This is a genomic window from Streptomyces sp. NBC_01166 (assembly GCF_045039765.1).
Lineage (GTDB): Bacteria > Actinomycetota > Actinomycetes > Streptomycetales > Streptomycetaceae > Streptomyces.
This window is the reverse complement of the sequence record NZ_CP108613.1, coordinates 8176104-8194186: the sequence shown is the minus strand read 5'-3', so window position 1 is coordinate 8194186 and position 18083 is coordinate 8176104. Positions and strand designations below refer to the sequence as shown.

At 69.6% G+C, this 18083-nt stretch carries 20 protein-coding genes; 4 read left to right on the top strand and 16 right to left on the bottom strand.

What is annotated here, in order from left to right; all coding sequences use genetic code 11:
• Positions 1 to 60: 60 nt before the first annotated feature.
• On the top strand, positions 61 to 963 hold the full coding sequence (locus OG379_RS37095) for a hypothetical protein (RefSeq protein WP_405667643.1): 903 nt from the start codon (positions 61 to 63) through the stop codon (positions 961 to 963).
• 39 nt (positions 964 to 1002) lie between these two features.
• Here the strand turns inward: OG379_RS37095 and OG379_RS37090 are convergent, their stop codons facing one another.
• The 3 genes from OG379_RS37090 to OG379_RS37080 form a co-directional block, all read right to left on the bottom strand.
• Positions 1003 to 1545, bottom strand: coding sequence for an MOSC domain-containing protein (locus tag OG379_RS37090; RefSeq protein ID WP_405668791.1), 543 nt, complete (start codon positions 1543 to 1545; stop codon positions 1003 to 1005).
• A complete protein-coding gene (locus OG379_RS37085) occupies positions 1542 to 1724 on the bottom strand; it encodes a hypothetical protein (protein ID WP_028442276.1) in 183 nt (60 codons plus the stop codon). The genes OG379_RS37090 and OG379_RS37085 overlap by 4 nt, the downstream gene beginning before the upstream one ends.
• Before the next feature lie 96 nt (positions 1725 to 1820).
• Positions 1821 to 2885: a fatty acid desaturase family protein gene (locus OG379_RS37080; RefSeq protein WP_405667641.1), complete on the bottom strand. Its 1065-nt coding sequence runs from the start codon at positions 2883 to 2885 to the stop codon at positions 1821 to 1823.
• A gap of 256 nt (positions 2886 to 3141) precedes the next feature.
• Between OG379_RS37080 and OG379_RS37075 the strand changes: the two genes are divergently transcribed.
• From OG379_RS37075 to OG379_RS37065, 3 genes are all read left to right on the top strand, one after another.
• A complete protein-coding gene (locus tag OG379_RS37075; RefSeq protein WP_405667639.1) occupies positions 3142 to 6012 on the top strand; it encodes a DEAD/DEAH box helicase in 2871 nt (956 codons plus the stop codon).
• Positions 6009 to 7301, top strand: a complete 1293-nt coding sequence (locus tag OG379_RS37070; RefSeq protein WP_405667638.1) for an SWF or SNF family helicase — start codon at positions 6009 to 6011, stop codon at positions 7299 to 7301. Before OG379_RS37075 ends, OG379_RS37070 begins: the two co-directional genes overlap by 4 nt.
• Positions 7302 to 7428: 127 nt before the next feature.
• A complete protein-coding gene (locus tag OG379_RS37065; protein ID WP_405667636.1) occupies positions 7429 to 8010 on the top strand; it encodes an N-acetylmuramoyl-L-alanine amidase in 582 nt (193 codons plus the stop codon).
• A gap of 71 nt (positions 8011 to 8081) precedes the next feature.
• Here the strand turns inward: OG379_RS37065 and OG379_RS37060 are convergent, their stop codons facing one another.
• The 13 genes from OG379_RS37060 to OG379_RS37000 form a co-directional block, all read right to left on the bottom strand.
• Positions 8082 to 9899, bottom strand: coding sequence for a protein kinase domain-containing protein (locus OG379_RS37060; RefSeq protein ID WP_405667635.1), 1818 nt, complete (start codon positions 9897 to 9899; stop codon positions 8082 to 8084).
• A 43-nt stretch (positions 9900 to 9942) separates the two neighbouring features.
• Entirely contained in the window at positions 9943 to 11622 is a 1680-nt protein-coding gene (locus tag OG379_RS37055; RefSeq protein WP_405667633.1) for an MFS transporter, read from the bottom strand.
• 183 nt (positions 11623 to 11805) lie between these two features.
• On the bottom strand, positions 11806 to 12474 hold the full coding sequence (locus tag OG379_RS37050; RefSeq protein WP_405667632.1) for a lytic polysaccharide monooxygenase: 669 nt from the start codon (positions 12472 to 12474) through the stop codon (positions 11806 to 11808).
• A 111-nt stretch (positions 12475 to 12585) separates the two neighbouring features.
• A complete protein-coding gene (locus OG379_RS37045; RefSeq protein ID WP_167359481.1) occupies positions 12586 to 12741 on the bottom strand; it encodes a DUF6131 family protein in 156 nt (51 codons plus the stop codon).
• Between the two features lie 142 nt (positions 12742 to 12883).
• Complete coding sequence (locus OG379_RS37040) at positions 12884 to 13162, bottom strand: gas vesicle protein K (RefSeq protein ID WP_033302347.1); 279 nt, start codon at positions 13160 to 13162, stop codon at positions 12884 to 12886.
• Positions 13159 to 13386 carry a gas vesicle protein gene (locus tag OG379_RS37035; RefSeq protein ID WP_393760285.1) on the bottom strand — a complete coding sequence of 76 codons (228 nt, stop codon included), beginning with the start codon at positions 13384 to 13386 and terminating at the stop codon, positions 13159 to 13161. The genes OG379_RS37040 and OG379_RS37035 overlap by 4 nt, the downstream gene beginning before the upstream one ends.
• Before the next feature lie 2 nt (positions 13387 to 13388).
• The gene (locus tag OG379_RS37030) at positions 13389 to 14207 is read right to left on the bottom strand and encodes a GvpL/GvpF family gas vesicle protein (protein ID WP_405667631.1); all 819 of its coding nucleotides are present in this window, start codon (positions 14205 to 14207) and stop codon (positions 13389 to 13391) included.
• A 22-nt stretch (positions 14208 to 14229) separates the two neighbouring features.
• Positions 14230 to 14562 (bottom strand): gas vesicle protein, encoded by a 333-nt coding sequence (locus OG379_RS37025; protein ID WP_393760289.1) that lies wholly within the window; start codon positions 14560 to 14562, stop codon positions 14230 to 14232.
• The gene (locus tag OG379_RS37020; RefSeq protein ID WP_405667630.1) at positions 14559 to 15659 is read right to left on the bottom strand and encodes an SRPBCC family protein; all 1101 of its coding nucleotides are present in this window, start codon (positions 15657 to 15659) and stop codon (positions 14559 to 14561) included. Before OG379_RS37020 ends, OG379_RS37025 begins: the two co-directional genes overlap by 4 nt.
• Before the next feature lie 6 nt (positions 15660 to 15665).
• Complete coding sequence (locus tag OG379_RS37015) at positions 15666 to 16613, bottom strand: histone H1-like repetitive region-containing protein (protein WP_405667628.1); 948 nt, start codon at positions 16611 to 16613, stop codon at positions 15666 to 15668.
• Positions 16614 to 16620: 7 nt separating this feature from the next.
• Positions 16621 to 16875: a gas vesicle protein GvpG gene (locus tag OG379_RS37010; RefSeq protein ID WP_393760295.1), complete on the bottom strand. Its 255-nt coding sequence runs from the start codon at positions 16873 to 16875 to the stop codon at positions 16621 to 16623.
• 1 nt (position 16876) lies between these two features.
• On the bottom strand, positions 16877 to 17626 hold the full coding sequence (locus OG379_RS37005) for a GvpL/GvpF family gas vesicle protein (RefSeq protein ID WP_405667627.1): 750 nt from the start codon (positions 17624 to 17626) through the stop codon (positions 16877 to 16879).
• A gap of 3 nt (positions 17627 to 17629) precedes the next feature.
• Positions 17630 to 18076: a gas vesicle structural protein GvpA gene (locus OG379_RS37000; RefSeq protein WP_405667626.1), complete on the bottom strand. Its 447-nt coding sequence runs from the start codon at positions 18074 to 18076 to the stop codon at positions 17630 to 17632.
• Positions 18077 to 18083 lie beyond the last annotated feature (7 nt).

Here is an 18083-nt window from a genome sequence, read left to right as displayed (position 1 = left end):
GGTTACCGAGTAGTTAAGGTGCGCCGACGGACCAAGCGATCAGGGATGAGGGTGGGTGCTGTGGCTGCGACGGACGACACGGTCGCCGACGAAGACGCGCTGTTTGTGCTGACCGCGGTGCTGCTGACGCCCGCGCAGTTCCCGAGCGTGCTCGGCGACGACTACGTGGCCGCGTGCGCCGCGCTCGGTCTCGAGCCGTATGCCGAGGGGTACGGCCTCGTGCTCGGCCAGGACAGCGGCGGTGCCCGGTGGACGGTGGTCGTCGAGGACGTCTCACTGGTGGCCCTCGCTATCGCCTCGTGGGACTGCGGGATGGAGTACGACCTCTCCCCCGACGACCGCTCGGTGGTCTGCGCACTCCCGGGGTGGCCGCTCGCACTCTCGGTCGCCGCGCCCGGCGTTCCCGAGCCGCATGACCCGCTGCCCGGCCCGGACGACGAGGGCCCGGCGCCGTTGACGCCGCCGGACACCGAGGTCTGGGGGGCTCCGCAGCGGCGCCTCGGCGCGGACGAGATAGCCCTGCAGTGGACCGCGTGGCGCGAGCAGATCGACGACGAGACCGCGTTCGTCCGGTCCGGGGAGCCCGGGCCGGACGGTGGGCCTCCGGCCGGAGAAACGCAGGACACCGAGGCTCCCGACGGGGGCGCCCTGGCCGGGGAGGCGAGGAGCACGGCGGAGCCCGCCGCTTCCGGTCAGCACCCCGGCGTACGCAAGGCGCTCGAAGCGGCCCGGGCGTATGTCGAATCTCCGCCCCCGCCCGGCCGGATCCGCTCCGCGTTCGCCCCTGGCGGGGCCCGGACGCTGCGGGCCGACGGCCCAGGCTGGTCCCTGGTGGCCAGGACCGACGACATCGCGTTCATCCTGCTGGACGAGGAGCCGGGCGAGATCATGCCGGTCGGCCGCGGCCCGGAGCTGCCGGGCCTGCTGAAGTCGCTCGACGAACTGGCCGTCCGGCCGTCCTGAGCCTGCCGAGCGAGGCTCGCCCGGCATGACCCGTGCGTACTACACCCGCTCCAGGGGACGGTGCGGCCCGACGGGAAGCTCCGTCTCGACGGCGTCGCCGGGCCGCACGACTCCGCCCGCGGTGACGACGCCCATGATTCCGGCCTTGCGGACGACGGTGCCGTCGTCCCCGCGGCCGACGACCTGCTTCAGCAGTCCGTTCTGGAAGTTCTCGATCTGCAGGCAGGGATTCCGCAGGCCGGTCACCTCGACGACGGCTTCGCCGCCGAGGTGGAGCAGCGTGCCCACGGGGAGCGAGAGGAGATCGATTCCGCCCGTGGTGATGTTCTCCCCCAGGTCGCCCGGGCCGACCTCGAATCCCGCGTCCCTGAGCTCGGCGAAAAGCTCCTGGTGGATGAGATGGACCTGACGCAGATTGGGCTGCGTCGGGTCCTGGGCCACCCGCGAGCGGTGTTTCACCGTGACACCGGCGTGGACGTCCCCCTCCACACCGAGCCCGGCGAGGAGCGTGACGCTGCCCCTGTTCGGCTTGGTGAAGGAGTAGTCGCCGTTGCTGCTGACCGCGATGACCGTGCTGTTCAGCGCCCTATCTCCTTACGGCTGATCCTGCGGAGCCTGCGCCTCTGCGACGGGTCGAGCATCAGATACCCGACCGTGGGTACGCCGATGAGGACCAGCAGCGACCACCAGAATCCGATGAACGGAATCAGGACGACTGCCGCGACAACTCCCCCGATGGCGATCTTTGCACCGTTCGACATGATCCGTGCCTCCTCCGCGGCCGGGGCCGCTCCTGGTGAGAGAACGCCTGCGAGCGTCAGTCGGTTCCGGCTGCGCGGCACGAGCACCGCGACGGTCTACCGGAGCGGCTCGCCGACCTCGTGCATGTGCTCCAGCGCCTGCCGGTAGGACTCGATGATGCCGGTCTCCGCATACGGCATCCCGATCGAGGCACAGTGCGCCTTCACCAGCGGCTGGGCGAGCCTGAGGTGGGGCCGGGGCATGCTCGGGAAGAGGTGGTGCTCGATCTGGTAGTTGAGGCCGCCGAGGAACCAGTCGGTGAGCACGGCACCCTTCACGTTCCGCGAGGTGAGGACCTGGCGCTGCAGGTGCCCCCAGCGGTCACCGTCGGGGTCCGGCATCTCCATGCCCTTGTGGTTCGGAGCGAAGGCCATACCCAGGTGCAGACCGAACAGAGCGTGGTGCACGAGGGCGAAGACGACGGCCTTGCCCGGGGACATGACGGTCAGGAGCAGCGTGGCGTACAGCGCGAGGTGACCGGTCAGCAGAAGGCCGGACAGTACGCGTTCACGGGCGGGCTGCCGCCGCAGGAACTGGAAGCCGTAGATCTTGAGCGCAATGCCTTCGAGGAGCAGCATCGGGAAGAAGAGCCGCGCCTGGTTGCGGGTGAGCCAGCGGGCGAACCCCTCCCGCTGGGCGGCCTGCTTCTGGGTCCACACCAGCGCGCCCACCCCGACGTCGGGGTCCTTGTCTATGTGGTTGGGGTTGGCGTGGTGACGTACGTGCTTGTCGTTCCACCAGGCCTCGTTCATTCCGAGGAGCAGATTGGCGTGGACGAGACCGACGATCCGGCCGGCCTTGCGGTCCCCGGTTATCTGGGCGTGGCCCGCGTCGTGCCCGAAGAACGCCGTGCGGGTCCACAGGACGGCCAGCGGCAGGGCGAGGAAAAGGTTCCACCAGGTGTCACCGAGGAGCACCATGCCGGTGATCACGGCTCCGAGAGCGACCGTGTTGGCGGCGATCCCTGCCGCGTACCAGCCCGTGCGCCGTTCCAGGAGCCCCTGCCCCTTGACGGTCTTCAGGAGCGGTGCGAAATCACTTCCGGTGGCCGGCGGGACCGCCGGACCCTCCGCTCCGTCGCCGATGTGTTGCGCAACGGTGGCTGCTACCGCCTGGGGCATGACGTCTCCGGTTTCTGGGCATCTGCTGACCTCGTCAAACGTACGGAGAGCGGGCCTGCGGCAGCCATGGCGCCATCACCCCGGTCATGCGGGGGAAATCCCCCTGTCCGGTGGTGTCGCGGGCTGCACCCCAAGCTTCAGAAGGCAGAAATGAGTGAGGTGGATCACTGTGCATTTCTCCCGGAACGGGCCGTGGGTGGAGTACCCTCGGCGAACCCCGGGCTCACTAGTCAAATTTGAGGAATCTGACATCGCTGTGCACAGGCTCCCTGCGGCAACGCTCAACCAGCTCTCTGAACTGTCCCGCTGCTCCGCAGTCTTCCTCCCCGCGGATCCGGCCCGTACCGGCCTGATCGCGTTCTGGAATGCGGACGGTAGCACCCCTCCCGGTGAAGCAGGGAGTCCGGCGGAGCTGACGGTCGTCGGAGGCGACGTCCGCCCTTGTGTGGTCCCGGCGTTGCTGGTGCCTGTGCGGGACGCGCTGCCGGTCCTGACGCGGGCGCGGGCGGACTCCCGTTCGTCCCCTTCCGCAGCGTTCTGGGGCGCTGCCGGCGTCCTCGCGCTCCAACTCGTCGCGCGTGGACTGCTGCTGCCCGGGCTGAGCCCCACCGACCGCGATGCCTGGCGGGCCGGTCCGCTGACGGCAGACGATCTGGAGCGGATCCGGGTGCTGGCGGCTTCCATGCCGCCCGATGCTCATGCGGTGCCGATCGATCCCGCGGCCGAGCCCTTGCTGCTCGCCGAACCGGAGTCGCTGCTGCGGTCGTTCCTCGACGCGGTGGTGGACGGACTCCCGCGCACCCCGGCGGCCGGATCGGCCACGGGCACACCGGCGTTCGCCTCGCCGGAGGCGCAGCATCTGCCAGGGCTCCGGCCGTGGGCAGCCGACGTCGCGGCCGGTCACGATGCGGGCGTGCGGCTCTCCCTCCGTGTCGAGGTCTCGGGACTGGGCGATGCGGAGGGCGTTGAGGACGCCGGCCCCGTCCCCTCGTTCCGTGCGGTCCTGCAGATCCACAGCGTCCAGGACCCCGCCCACGTCGCCGACGCGGCGGACGTGTGGGCCGACCGCTCCCCCGCCGCCTCACTGTTCGGTCCGCGCGCCCGCATGGACGCCCTGCTCGCCCTGCGGCGCGCCGCCCGGGCCTGGCCCCCGCTGGCGCCCCTTCTGTCGGCCGCGGTTCCGGACGCGATCGAGCCTGCCGACGAGGAGATCGCCGAACTGCTGGGCCCGGCGGCCAGGGCGCTCGCCGCGACGGGCGTCCAGGTGCACTGGCCCAGAGAGCTGTCGGGGAAGCTCACCGCGCGAGCGGTGATCGGCCCTCAGGACGACGGGGCGCCGACCGCGCGGACGGGAGGGGACACTCCGTCGTTCCTGTCTGCCGACGCGCTGCTGGCGTTCGACTGGCGGTTCGCGCTGGGCGGCAGGAACCTGAGCCGCGCGGAGCTCGACCAGCTCGCGGAGGCGGGCAGACCACTGGTCAGACTGCGCGACCAGTGGGTGCTGATCGATCCGGAGGACGCCCGCCGGGCCCGCGGGACCCAGGACCGCAAGGTCACCCCCATCGACGCGCTGGGGGCCGTGCTGACCGGAACCACCGACGTCGACGGGCACCGGGTGGAAGTGGCGGCGACGGGCTGGCTCGAGCAGCTGCGCGAGAGGATCGCCGACCCCGAGTCGGAGGACCGCCGGGCTGTCGGACAGCCGGACGCGCTAGACGCGAGTCTGCGCGACTACCAGCTGCGCGGCCTCAACTGGCTGCACACCATGACTTCACTCGGTCTCGGCTGCTGCCTCGCCGACGACATGGGACTCGGCAAGACGATCACGCTGATCTCCCTGCATCTGCACCGGCAGGGCATCGCATCTGCTGCCGGGCCCACGCTCGTGGTGTGCCCCACCTCCCTGATGGGCAACTGGCAGCGAGAGATCGAGAGGTTCGCCCCGGGGACACCGGTGCGTCGCTTCCACGGCGGGTCGCGCTCGCTGGAGAACCTGGTGGACGGCGAGTTCGTCCTCACCACCTACGGCACCATGCGCCTCGACGCCGCGCGCCTGGCGCAGACGTCCTGGGGCATCGTCGTCGCCGACGAGGCACAGCACGTCAAGAACCCCCACTCCGCGACGGCGAGGCAGCTGCGCGCCGTCGGTGGGCGGGCCCGTGTCGCCCTCACAGGTACGCCGGTGGAGAACAACCTCTCCGAGCTGTGGGCCATCCTCGACTGGACGACCCCCGGGCTGCTCGGGCGGCTCGGCACCTTCCGCACCCGCTACGCGAGCGCGGTGGAGGGAGGCAACGACCCCGCCGCGGCCGAGCGGCTCGCCTCTCTGGTCCGCCCGTTCCTCCTGCGGCGCCGCAAGTCCGACCCCGGAATCGCTCCGGAGCTTCCGCCGAAGACGGAGACCGACCGCGCCGTGTCGCTCACGGCGGAGCAGGCCGGACTGTACGAGGCGGTGGTACGCGAGACGCTCGAGGAGATCTCCGGCGCGGACGGCTTCGCCCGGCGCGGGCTGGTCATGAAGCTGCTGACGGCGCTCAAGCAGATCTGCAACCACCCGGCGCAGTACCTCAAGGAGGACCGGCCGCGGATCGAGGACCGTTCGGGGAAGGTTGAGCTGCTGGACGAGTTGCTCGACACGATCCTGGCCGAGGGCGCCGGGGTGCTGGTGTTCACCCAGTACGTACAGATGGCCCGGCTCCTGGAACAGCATCTGGCTGCGCGCGGGGTCCCCACCCAGTTCCTGCACGGTGGCACGCCGGTCGCCGAGCGGGAGGCCATGGTGAGCCGGTTCCAGGCAGGCGAGGTGCCGGTCTTCCTGCTGTCACTCAAGGCGGCGGGTACGGGGCTCAACCTCACCCGGGCCGCTCACGTCGTGCACTTCGACCGCTGGTGGAATCCGGCCGTGGAGGCGCAGGCCACCGACCGCGCGTACCGGATCGGGCAGACCCAGCCGGTGCAGGTGCACCGGCTGATCGCCGAGGGCACCATCGAGGACCGGATCGCCGCCATGCTGGCCCGGAAGCAGGGGCTCGCGGACGCGGTACTCGGCAGCGGCGAGGCCGCGTTGACGGAACTGAGCGATGCGGAGCTGGCCGAGCTGGTCGAGCTGCGAGGGGGCGCACGATGAACGAGGGTTACGAGCCGGAGCGCACATTCGCCGCACTGCCGCCCGCACAGGGCCGGGGGTTCGCCTCTTCCTGGTGGGGGCGGGCGTGGCTGAAGGCCCTGGAGGACACCGCACTCGACGGTCAGCAGCTCAAGAAGGGGCGCCGGCTGGCCCGCGAGGGCAGGGTCGGCGCGGTTTCCGTCCGGCCTGGCCGCATCACAGCGGTCGTGCAGGACCGCGACTCGACGGCGTACCGCAGTGATGTGCTGCTCCAGGAGCTGACCGAGGAGGAGTGGGACACGTTCCTGGGCATGGCGTCCGAGCGGTCGGGTCACATCGCCGCCCTGCTCGACCGCGAGATGCCGCCGCACCTGGTGGAGGACGCGGCCGCCGCCGGTCTCGAACTGCTGCCGGGCATCGGCGACCTGGAGCCGGAGTGCAGCTGCGAGGCCTGGGACCACTGTCCGCATACGGGTGCGCTGTGTTACCAGGTGGCGCGGCTGCTCGACCAGGACCCCTTCGTGCTGCTGCTGTTGCGGGGACGCGACGAGCGGCGCCTGCTCGACGAGTTGCAGGTGCGCAGCGCCGCGCGTGCTGTCCGCGGGACGCGTGACGAGTCGTCGGCCGGGAGTCCGGCGGGCGGTCCGGCGGCGCGCGGGGTGCGGGCCGACGAGGCGTACGCGGCGCGGGACATCCTGCCGCCGCTGCCCCCTCCCCCGCCCCTGCCGGCGGAGCCGGGCGTGCCGCCCTCGCTGGACACGGAGACGGATCCGGCCGGGGACGTCGACCCCTCGGCTCTGGAGTTCCTGGCGGCGGACAGCGCCGTACGGGCGTTCGCGATGCTCGCGGAGGCGCTCTCGGCCGGGCACGGACAGCAGCCCCTGGCAGCCGTGCTGACGCCGGAGCAGGACGCCGTGCGGCTGGCTGCCGACGGCCGGCCGGACGCCCTTCTCGCGGCCCGTCTCGGTGTGGCGGCCGGATGCGGACCGGCCGGACTCGACGTAGCGGTGCGGGCCTGGCGGTACGGCGGGACGGCCGCGCTGGCGGTGTGCGACGGGAAGTGGCTGCCCGGCCCCGACGAACTCGCACGCGCCCGCGCGCAGCTCGCCTCCGCGTGGGAGGAGGGCGAGGGCCCGCAGCTCCGTGCCGCCGACAACCGCTGGACGGTGGTCGGTTCCGGGGCGCAGCTGCGGTACGGGCCCGACGGGCGATGGTGGCCGTACGCCAAGGAGCGCGGCCGGTGGGTCCCGGCAGGCCCGGCGGAGGACGATCCCGCGGCTGCCCTGGCCGGGGTGCAGTCCGGCTCCTGAGGGCCGGGGTGTGCGGGTTGCCGGTGTGCCCCGGCCCGTACGGTCCCTCTCCGGGACGGAACCGTACGGGTGGGGCAGCGCGTGTTGTGCCGTAGACCGGACACATGTCCATCGCACAGGAGCACCAATGCAGCGCAGACGGATCCTTCGGAGCGCCGCGGTGACGGCCACCGCGGCGCTCATTCCGGCCTCGGCCCGCGCCGTGGCCGCGCCGACGGCGGACACGGACTACCCAGGTGCCCAGTGGGCTCCTGCGTCCACGTCCAACTACACGGTGGCGAACCGTCCTTCGGAGTACTCCGTCGACCGCGTCATCATCCATGTCGCCCAGCAGACGTTCACCGAGACGATCGGCATCTTCCGGAACCCGGCCGACAAGGTGTCCGCCCATTACGTGGTGCGCTCGGGGGACGGGTTCGTGGCTCAGTGCGTGCGGGAGCGGGATGTCGCCTGGCACGCGGGGAACTGGGACTACAACACGCCCAGTATCGGCATCGAGCACGAGGGCTGGGTCGACCAGCCGTCGTACTTCACCCACACGATGTACGAGCGGTCGGCGAGGCTCACGGCGGACATCTGCGACCGCTACGGCCTGCCCAAGGACCGCGCGCACATCATCGGCCATCACGAGGTACCCGGCAGCGACCACACGGACCCCGGGGTCCACTGGGACTGGGTGCGCTACATCCGACTCGTGAATCTGGTCTGATACCCGCCTCGGCGGAAGGCGGGCGGTGGGGCCGGGAACGCCCCACCGCCCGCGTCGGTCGCCGCGGTCCGTCAGACGGCCGCGTTGCGCCAGACCGTCAGGTCCAGAGTCATGTACTTGCTCGGTGAGTCCTCCGCCGAGAAGCCCTGCACCGTCACGAGACCGATGTGGCCGCTTCCCGTGAACACGCAGACCTGACGGCCCTTCGACAGCTTTTCGGTGTCGATGTTCTCGGTGAACCTGGTGTCCGCCCGGCAGGCCTCGAGCGAGCCCTCCTGGGACGGGTCGAGCAGCACCAGCTTGCCGTCGGTGCTCTCGGCGTCGAGGTATCCGCCCGTGTCGTAGGAGAGTTCGTACCCGGCGTCCTCGCCTTCCTGGGGCCGTACGTCCTCGTCCGCGAGGGTCAGGTGGTAGCCGGCGGTGAGGTTGATGCCGTTGTACTCGGCGGGCTCGGGGGCGGGCTTCTCCTCAGCGTCGTCGTCCGAGGTGTCCGCGGGCTTCGCGTCCGGGTTCGGCGTCCCGCTCGGCGTCTCCTTCTGCCCGCCCTGGGGCGAACTCCCGCCCTCTGTCTGCTTCTCGTCGTCCTTGCTCAGCAGGTACGCCGTACCACCGCCCGCGATACCGAAGACCAGGGCGGCCGCGAGAGCGATGAACAGAGCGCGCCTGCCCGTGCTCTTCTTCGGCGGGGCGGCCTGGTTCACGGGGGCGGGCACGGGACGCCCGGGCCCGGGGTACGACTGCGGATGCGAAGGCGAGGCATGCTGGGTGGGTGCGTAGGCGTGGCCCTGCGCGCCGGACGGCTGCGTGGGGTGTTGCGGCTGGTGGTGCGGGTAGGGCCGCGGCGGCCCGAACCCCGGGGGCGGTGTGGCCGGGGCCTGCGCGACCGGTGCCGGGGACGCGGGCGCGGTGGGAGAGTACGCCGCGCCCGGTGCGGTGGCCGGGGGCGGCGGGGTCTGGACGGGAGCGGGAGCGGCCGCGCGCACGGTGATGTCGGCGGCCACCGGCGCGGGAAGCCAGTCCTCGGGACGGCGCAGGACCGTCTCCGCGTTCGCGGTCCGGCACAGCTCGATGATCTCGGCGATCGACGGCCTGCCCGCGGGGTCCTTGGTGAGGCAACGGGTGACGAGCTCCGTGAGCCGCTCAGGAACCCCGGTGAGGTCCGGTTCCTCGTGCACGATCCGGTAGAGCACCCCGTGCGAGGTCCCCTCGCCGAAGGCCGGAATGCCCGTCGCCGCGTACGCCGCCACCTGGCCGAGGGCGAAGATGTCGGTGGCCGGGGTCACCTTGCGGCCGGCGGCCTGCTCGGGCGCCATGAACGACGGCGTGCCGATGGTCACCCCGCTGCCGGTGAGCGAGGTCGCGTCGGCCGCGTAGGCGATTCCGAAGTCGATTACCCGGGGCCCGTCGGCGGCGAGCAGCACGTTGGAGGGTTTCAGGTCGCGGTGGACGATGCCCGCACCGTGGATGACATGGAGGGCCTCCGCCATGCCCGCGATCAGCAGGAGCACCGCCTGTACGGGCAGCGCTCCGTGCGCGGCGACCGCATCGGCCAGGGAGGGCCCGGGCACGTACGCGGTCGCCAGCCAGGGCTGTGCGCCCTCGGTGTCGGCGTCGATCACGGGCGCGGTGAACAGACCCTGCACCCGCTGCGCGGACTGCACTTCCTGGGCGAAGCGACGCCGGAACTCCGCGTCCTCACCGAATTCGGGGCGGATCACCTTGATCGCGACGGGGCGCCCGCCAGGTGTGTACGACAGGTAGACCTTGCCCATCCCGCCCGCGCCGAGCTTGGCCGCGATCCGGTAGCCGGCGATCGTCGCCGGGTCGTCCCCTGTCAGTGGCTGAAAGATCTGGGAGCCGTTGCCCCGGTCCTGCTGCTGCCCACTCATCTACTTGAATCTCCCCCGAAGGACACTGATGGCGAACGGCACACTATCCAAGTGGAGGGGAACCTTCGCCTCCGTCTCGTTTTCGTGTCGGGACTCCGGCGTCGCGCGCGTCGCCGGCGCGGCCCGAATCCGGGTCCCCTCCGCCCCCGACTGCCTCCGGAGCGTCCTGCTCGGCCATCGGCGGGCCCATGGCTCCTCCGCCCCGCAGGCGTTCCAGGTCGGAGGCCCGGACCTGGACGACCAGCAGAGCCACCAGCGCCGCGACGACGGAGAAGACGGCGGCGGCGATGAACGCGCTGGAGACGCCGGATGCCAGTACCTGGTCACCCCACGGCGCGGGGAGCTCCCCCGTCCTGCGGAACTCCAGCTGCTGCGCGGGGGTCGCTTCGGAGAGGAAGCGCGGAATCTGATCCGTCGCCTCGTTGCGGCTGGCCGTACCGAACACCGTGACCAGGATGGACAGTCCCAGCGAACCGCCGACCTGCTGGGTGGCGTTGAGGACTCCGGACGCGGCCCCCGCTTCTCTCGGCGCCACACCGGAGACCGCCATCAGGGTCAGCGACACGAATTGCATGCCCATACCGAAGCCGAAGACCAGGATGGGGCCGAGGATGCTGCCCAGGTAGGTGCTGTGGACATCGGTCTGCGTGAGCCAGCCGAGCCCCACGGCGGCCAGGACCGCACCCGTCACCATGAAGGGCTTGGGGCCCCATCGGGGCAGCAGCCGCGAGGCGAGACCCGCGCTGATCGCGATGATCGCGCTCACGGGCAGGAAGGCAAGCCCGGCGCGCAGCGGGCTGAAGTCGAGGATGTTCTGCACGAAGAGGGTAAGGAAGAAGAACATGCCGAACATCGCCGCGGCCAGGCACAGCATCATCGCGTAGGCGCCGGAGCGATTGCGGTCGCTGAACATGCGCAGGGGCGTGATGGGCTGCCTCGACCCGCGCTCGACGGCCAGGAAGACCAGGAGGAACACCACGGCGGCGCCGAAGGAGGCGAGGGTCAGGCTGTCGCTCCAGCCGTCCTCGGAGGCCCGGATGAAGCCGTAGACGAGCAGCACCATGCCCAGGGTGGAGGTCAGCGCCCCGAGGAGGTCGAAGTGGCCGGGATGCCGCTCGGACTCCTTGATGTGGCGAGGCGTTCCGAGGGCGATCAGCAGGCCGATGGGTATGTTGACGAAGAGCACCCAGCGCCAGTCGAGCCACTCGACCAGCAGACCGCCGGCGAGCAGGCCGATCGCGCTTCCGCCCGCCGATACCGCGGCGAACACACCGAACGCCCTGTTCCGTTCGGGTCCTTCGCGGAAGGTCGTGGTGATGAGGGAGAGCGCGGTCGGTGAGGCGATCGCGCCGCCGACACCCTGCAGGGCACGCGCCGCGAGCAGTTGCCAGGAATCCTGCGAGAGTCCGCCCAGCAGCGAGGCCACCACGAAGAGCAGCACACCGAAGACGAAGACTCTGCGGCGTCCGAGGATGTCACCCAGCCGTCCACCGAGCAGAAGCAGCCCGCCGAAGGTCAGGGTGTAGGCGTTGATCACCCACGACAGGCTCTCGGTCGAGAACCCGAGGGAGGACTGGATGTGCGGCAGAGCGATGTTCACGATGGTGACGTCGAGGACCACCATCAGCTGGCACGAGGCGATGACGAGCAGGGCGATCCCGTTGCCTTGGCCCCGCTCCGGGGATCCGGCAACAGGAGCAGACTTCGCTTGCGATCCGGTCATAGCACTAGTCGCCAAACAAGTCAGGGGAGAACGGAAGCGTTCACTCATCGACGTTAGGACGGCCCCGACCGGACCGCCAATCGATCACCTGACAGACGCACACGCGCTCGAACGTGCGGTCGTTCGATGACCCCGCCGGACAGGAACGGCCGACGGGGTCCGGGTCGGGAGCACGGCGCAGGGTCAGGTGAAGTTCACGTCACTGCAGAGGAAGTACGTCTGGTCCATGTGCGACGCCTGCCAGATCGTGTAGACCACATGACGGCCGCTGAGACCTGAGGTGCTCACGGGGATCTCGTAGTTCTGGCTGGGGGCATAGCTGCCCGTCTCCGCGACCAGTTGCAGATCACCCCAGGCCAGCGCCTCCGTGGCGGGGTCGAATCCCTGCCGGGTGACATACACCTGGAAGTAGTCGGCACCGTGACTGGCCTGGTCGTACAGCTTCACGGTGAAGTCACCGGTGACGTCGGTGGTCTTCCACGCGCCCACGGTGTCGAGGGAGTTGTACCGTCCGCTCTCCGTCCGGCCGCCACTGCACAGCTGACCGTCAGGCACGGCGGCCGGGAAGTTGCCGCCGGAACCGTTGCGGTACAACCCGTTCCAGTTCCACATGGCGTTCGGGTCGGCCTGCCACGCCTGCCAGCACATGGGGTCTTCCTGCTCCATGGCCGGGTTCTGGAAGTCATCGCCCCAGCGGAGCCAGCAGCCGTAGTTGCGGGAGGCCGGGTCGACGACGGAGCCGTGGGCGCTCGCGGTCCCTGTCCACGGGAGGAGACAGAGGAGTGCGGCGACGAATATGCCGCCCAGGCGTAGCACCCAGCCGCCTAAGTTGACGCGATCATGACAGGTCATGGTGCGATCTCCATTTCGAGGGGAGGTGGGGGGATCCACCGGCGTGGGAGCGCTCCCGCGCCACTGTGGCTTTGCCCCGCCACCCTCACCTCAAACGTGCCCGAGGCGACATCACCAGTAATGCCGGCGGCCTCCGACCGCGTGCCCCACAGCGCCGAGGAGCCAGAGGGCGAGCCCGATCACGAGCAGGATGATCCCGATGGTCCACAGGACACCGAGACCCGTCACCAGGCCGAGAATCAGAAGGATGGCTCCGATGATGATCATGACTGCCTCCGGAACGAACACCCCGTGCGAACATTGTGGACATATATGAGCATATGCCTTTGCCGCCCCAACGCCCAGGCCCGAGCACATCCAGTTGCTTCTGTGAACTCCGGGTCTTCGCCTGCGTCAGTCGCAGGGCATGTCAGTCGCGAGGCAGAAGGGTGCCCAGCGGACCCAGGTCCAGGTTGAGGTCCTCGGGACGCACCCCGTGCTGTTCGCAGAGCTCAGTCATCCGCTGGTCGAGCAGCATGAGCGTGGTGCCGATCTCGTCCACCTGGCTGTCGGTGAGGTCCCCCTGATCGATACGGCGGATGGCCTGCCGCTCCATCAGCTGCCGCAGCAGTTCCACCACTGTCAGCACCAGGGCGACGAGATCGCGGCCCAACTGGTCCGAGTCGACGTCGAGTCGTGAAGTGGTCACAGCGGGCCTCCGTCCGCCCAGGGCGCCGGAACGCGTTCGTTGACGGACGAGAGCAGGGCGTGAAGCGACAGCCGCACGAGCGGAACGTCCGCGATCGCGATCACCAGGTCACCGCTGATCACCACCCCCGTCGCCAGGACCCTGTCCAGCAGATCGACGAGCGGCACCCCGATGGGTCCGCTCAGTGGTTCGGGGTTGTCCCAGGCCACCACCTCGCGCTCCATCTCTACACCTCACCGACGAAGGAGTACGGCACCCAGGGCCCGGAGATGTCGATCCCGGCCCCGGTGGCGTCCCTCAGTGCCCGGGTGAGCTCCTGGAGTTCGGCTCCGCGGTGCTCCGCCACGAGGTAGGTGGCGTTGAGCACCTGGACACGCCCTTTTCCCACGAGTTCGGGAGCGTGCAGCCGCAGACGGCGCCCCGCGGCGGCAAGGTTCCCGAACGCCCCGTCCACCGTTTCGGCGAGCCGGAGGGCGTCCTCATGTCGCTGTTCGCGCCGCGCCTGTACCCCTCGCTTGCGTTCCAGGTAGGCCAGACCGGCTCCGGGAGCCGGGCGGGAACGCCCGGCCGGCGTTTCCGGCCGGAGCGGAGCGGGGCTCGGGTCGGGCACCGGGGAATCGGCCGCGTAGACCTTCACTCCCCATTCGAAGTGGCCCGCCGTGCGCTCCAGAGCGGTGCTGAAGCGGACGGTCTCCTCGAGGAGAGCCTGCCGGGCCCGGTCCTCCCCGTGATAGAGGGTGGCGAGCGGGAGAGGGACGGTGGGGCACGACGCGGCGGCTGCCGACACCACGTCGTGGTGCGCGCGTGCGTATCGTTCCAGCTCGTCCCGGTCCGACATACGGACCTGCCACACCTCGTCCGTGAAATCGGCCGCCCGGACGGTCTGGACGATCGCGGTCAGCTCACCGAAACGCAGCAGGCGCAGCGGATGGCCGACCGCGACACCAGGCAGCTTTTCGAACACCGCCGGATCCGGTGCGTCGCACACCGCGAATACGTAGAGGGCACTTCTGTCCGAAGGCTGTCCGGGTCCCCGCTCCGTCATGTGGTTCGATTCTCCCTGCTCATCAGTTGTCCGACGTCTCGTCCGTCTTGGACTCGAGCGCTTCCAGACGCTCGCGCAGTTCACGGTTCTCATCCAGGAGGGAGTCGCGGGCAGCGCGCGAACTCAGCGCGGGATCCGTCTCCCACCAGTCGATACCGGCCTTCTTCGCGGTATCGACGGAGGCCACGAAGAGGCGAAGCCGGATGGTGAGCAGCTCGATGTCGAGAAGGTCGATCTTGATGTCACCCGCGATGACAATGCCCTTGTCGAGGACGCGTTCGAGGATGTCCGCGAGGTTGGTGTTCTGCGGACCCGGAACGGGGTACGCCTCCCGCCCGACGTCGAGATCAGTCACCTCGACGCCCTCCGTCCGCGTCGCTTACTGGGGGCGGGTTCCTCTTCTTCCTCTTCCTCTTCCTCGGGCTCTTCGTCTTCGTCCTCGTACTCAGGCTCTTCGTCTTCCTCTTCTACGTCTTCGTCCTCGGGTTCCTCGTCGTCCTCGTACTCCTCCTCGGGCTCTTCTTCGTCCTCCTCCTCCTCGCCCTCCGGCTCCTCTTCCTCCTCCTCGTCCCCGTCCGGCTCCTCTTCGTCCTCGTAGTCCGAGTCCTCGGACTCCTCGTTCTCGGCTTCCTCCTTCTCCTCAGCCTCTTCGTGCGTCATGACGACTTCCCCGTCGCGGATCTCGCCGCGCCAGCCCTCGGGTTCCTCATCGGTGAGCGTCACGAACCGCTGGAAGTGCTTGAAGTCGAGTCGCATGCGCCGGCCCTGTACCCGCCACAGGTTGCCGGTCTTCTCGAAGAAACCTGAGGGGTAGTACTCGATCACGAGGACGATCCGGGTGAGGCTCGGCGCCAGTTCGTGGAAGCTGACACAACCGCGTGTGGAGCCCTTGGCCCCTTCGGAGGTCCATACGATGCGGTCGTCAGGGATCTGTTCCTGGACCGTCGCCTTGAAACCGCGCGAGGAAGGGCCGATCTTGACCTTCCAGTCGCTCGACATCTCCTCATCCATCGAGACGCTCTGAACGCCCTTGGTGAAGCTGCCGAACTTGTCGTACCGCGTCCAGTGGTCGTACGCGTCCCGCAGTGGCACACCCACATCGAGGACCTCGATGATGTTCATCGACTTGCCCCCGCCGGACTGGCTCTTGCCCTTCCCGCCCCCGAACACGTCCTTGGCCTTGTCCACGACCTTGTCCTTGACGTCCCCGGCCTTCTCCGAGACGAAGGCCTTCACCGGGGAATCGCCCTGCATGACGCGAGAGGCGATCGACGGCAGCGAGCCGCCGTTCTCGGCGATGTCGGTGAGCTGCCCCGTGAGACCGGTCAGCTTGTCGCCGGCCTTCTGCGCGAGCTTCCCCGTCTGTGCGCCGACGAAGTTCGTGAGCTCCTCGCGAAGGCGGTCCATGCCCGAGGCTTCCGACTCGGGCTCGTCCTTGTCCGTCCTGGCCATTGCTGCCTACCTCCGCCGTGCGCCGCGCTGGGACGCGGCTCGCTTCGATGACGTCGCCTTCTTGCCTGAAGCGCTCTTCCTGGCCGACGACTTCTTGGCCGGAGCCGACTTCTTGGCAGGCGCTTTCCTGGCCGCGGACTTCTTCGCCGGTGCCGACTTCTTGGCCGCGGCCTTCTTCCTGGCCGGTGCTGCCTTCTTCGCTGCGGTCTTCTTCGCTGCGGTCTTCTTGGCAGCGGTCTTCTTGGCAGCGGTCTTCTTGGCCGGTGCGGACTTCTTCGCCGGTGCGGACTTCTTCGCCGGTGTCTTCTTGGCGGCAGCCTTCTTCGCGGCGGGCTGCTTCTTCGCCGCCGCTTTCTTGCCGGCTGTCTCATCGGAGGACTTGCCCCTGCGAGAGCTCGGCCGCGGCTCCTCCGGCTCCTCCTCGTCCTCTTCTTGCTCCTCGTCCTCCTCCGGTTCTTCCTCCTCTTCCTCTTCTTCCTCTTCCTCCTCGTCCTCTTCCGGTTCTTCTTCCTCTTCGTCCTCGTCTTCCTCTTCTTCCTCTTCCGGTTGCTCTTCCTCGTCCTCGTACTCCTCGTCCTCGGGCTCGTCCTCGTCGTACTCGCCCTCGTACTCGTCCTCGCCCTCGTCCTCGTCCTCGTCGGACGCTCCCAGCCGCGCCGTCCGGTCACTGAGTGCGTCGGCCAGCGAGTTCATGCCCCTGTCGGCCGCCGCTGTCAGTGCCTTCCTGCCGGAGTCGAGGACCTCACCCTTCAACTGGTCCTGAAGTTCGGCGAACTGGGGCATCTCGCCCAGCCGGCGCATGCCTTCGGCGGCGAGCTGGCGCGGCTCCAGGCCGAAGCGCCTGCCTGCCAGATAGGTCGCGACGGAGAGCGCCACGCGCCCCTTCTTCGTGCGACCGAGTACGTATCCGCCCACAACGGCTGCTGCGAGCGTCACCTTTGTCTGATCTTCCATGAGTGAGTCACCTTCGATGGTTCGGCGCGGGGCGGGCTTGTCCGGCATAGAGCCGGTCGAGCAGCTCCGCCTCTTCCCGTTCGAACTCCTCCAGACCGACGTTGCCGTCCTCGAGCTCCTGATTCAGCGCGGCGAGCTGGGCCCTGATCACACCCGGGTCGTGCAGCTCGCGGTCGGCCGCCTCGTTCACTTTCTCGGCGACCCAGATCACGCCGCGGACCGGCGCGAGGGGCAGGAGGAGCAGGCCGGTGAACAGTCCCATGTCAGATCCTCGAGACCGTCGGCCGTGGAGCACGGGAAGGGACGAAGCTGTAGCAGGGCAGCGGGCCCGCGACGCGGATCTCGACGCGCTCCCTGTGCGCGTCGGCGAACCGCTGCGCCGTCGACCGGAAGGCGTCGCCGTCCTTCCGCTCGACGAGAAACGACACGTTCAGCGCGCACCCGTGAACCTCGGGCCCTGCAGCCACCTCGCGAGCCATGGGCGTGAGCTGGTGAAGCAGCTTCTTCCCGGCCTCCGCCGCCCGGCGCGACAGCGCGGTCGCCACGGCCTCACCCAGTCGGACGTTTGCCTCGTAACCGGGGCGGCGGCGGACCTCTTCGCGCAGCCGCCGTACGTGCTTCTCCTCGGCGACGAGAGCCGCGAGCGCGTCCTGGGCGGGGAGCGCCTTCACGTTGATCTCCACGCGCCGGTCGAGGTGGTGGAGGGTCGCCAGGTGCTCGCGCTGCGATCCGGCCAGCTGGGCACGGACCGACGTCTCGTCCGGTGCGATCACGCCGAACCGCATGGGCAGCACAGGGCCGCTGTCCGAGAGGCGCAGCAGCAGGTCCTGGTGTGCCATCAGATCCCGTCGGCGCGCCCGCAGTTGCTCCGGCGCGTCGCTCACGACTGCGGTGACGTCCCCGTCACCGACCAGCCGCAGCCCGGCGGGAGGGCTGCCCACGCCGACGGCGTCGGCCGGAAGCCTCGCTCCCGCCGGGGTGATCGCGTACACGTACACGCGGCTATCGGTCACGGCTCATGCCTCCGCGCGTTGGCGGCGGCTCGCCCCGTCGCGGGCGGGCGCCCGGCGCTTCTTCGGCCGCTCTTCCTTCTCGTCGTCGTCATCGTCACCGCTCCCCACGGCCTTGCGGACGGAGTCGCCGACGGACTCCGCCGCCTTGCGCACCTTGCGCTTGCCCATGGACTTGGCGGCACGGCCGCCGAGCAGTTCGGGGATGGTGGTGCTGCCGGAGTCGCGCTCCAGGTCGAGCCGGTTGCACGCCTCGGCGAAGCGCAGGTAGGTGTCCACACTCGCGATGACGATGCGCGCGTCTATCTTGAGGATCTCGATGCCGACCAGCGACACCCGGATGAACACGTCGATGACCATGCCGCGGTCGAGGATGAGTTCCAGAACGTCGTAGAGCGTTCCGGCCCTGGGCGGGCACGGGGCGACTTCGTCGGCGTACATGGTTGTGGTCATGGAGCGT

Excerpts from the sequence above, each read along its gene's own strand:
- OG379_RS37085 (WP_028442276.1), bottom strand. The coding sequence starts at position 1,724 with ATGTCGAACGGTGCAAAGATCGCCATCGGGGGAGTTGTCGCGGCAGTC.
- OG379_RS37080 (WP_405667641.1), bottom strand. The coding sequence starts at position 2,885 with ATGCCCCAGGCGGTAGCAGCCACCGTTGCGCAACACATCGGCGACGGA.
- OG379_RS37070 (WP_405667638.1), top strand. The coding sequence starts at position 6,009 with ATGAACGAGGGTTACGAGCCGGAGCGCACATTCGCCGCACTGCCGCCC.
- OG379_RS37065 (WP_405667636.1), top strand. The coding sequence starts at position 7,429 with ATGCAGCGCAGACGGATCCTTCGGAGCGCCGCGGTGACGGCCACCGCG.
- OG379_RS37060 (WP_405667635.1), bottom strand. The coding sequence starts at position 9,899 with ATGAGTGGGCAGCAGCAGGACCGGGGCAACGGCTCCCAGATCTTTCAG.
- OG379_RS37055 (WP_405667633.1), bottom strand. The coding sequence starts at position 11,622 with ATGACCGGATCGCAAGCGAAGTCTGCTCCTGTTGCCGGATCCCCGGAG.
- OG379_RS37050 (WP_405667632.1), bottom strand. The coding sequence starts at position 12,474 with ATGACCTGTCATGATCGCGTCAACTTAGGCGGCTGGGTGCTACGCCTG.
- OG379_RS37045 (WP_167359481.1), bottom strand. The coding sequence starts at position 12,741 with ATGATCATCATCGGAGCCATCCTTCTGATTCTCGGCCTGGTGACGGGT.
- OG379_RS37035 (WP_393760285.1), bottom strand. The coding sequence starts at position 13,386 with ATGGAGCGCGAGGTGGTGGCCTGGGACAACCCCGAACCACTGAGCGGA.
- OG379_RS37030 (WP_405667631.1), bottom strand. The coding sequence starts at position 14,207 with ATGACGGAGCGGGGACCCGGACAGCCTTCGGACAGAAGTGCCCTCTAC.
- OG379_RS37020 (WP_405667630.1), bottom strand. The coding sequence starts at position 15,659 with ATGGCCAGGACGGACAAGGACGAGCCCGAGTCGGAAGCCTCGGGCATG.
- OG379_RS37015 (WP_405667628.1), bottom strand. The coding sequence starts at position 16,613 with ATGGAAGATCAGACAAAGGTGACGCTCGCAGCAGCCGTTGTGGGCGGA.
- OG379_RS37010 (WP_393760295.1), bottom strand. The coding sequence starts at position 16,875 with ATGGGACTGTTCACCGGCCTGCTCCTCCTGCCCCTCGCGCCGGTCCGC.
- OG379_RS37000 (WP_405667626.1), bottom strand. The coding sequence starts at position 18,076 with ATGACCACAACCATGTACGCCGACGAAGTCGCCCCGTGCCCGCCCAGG.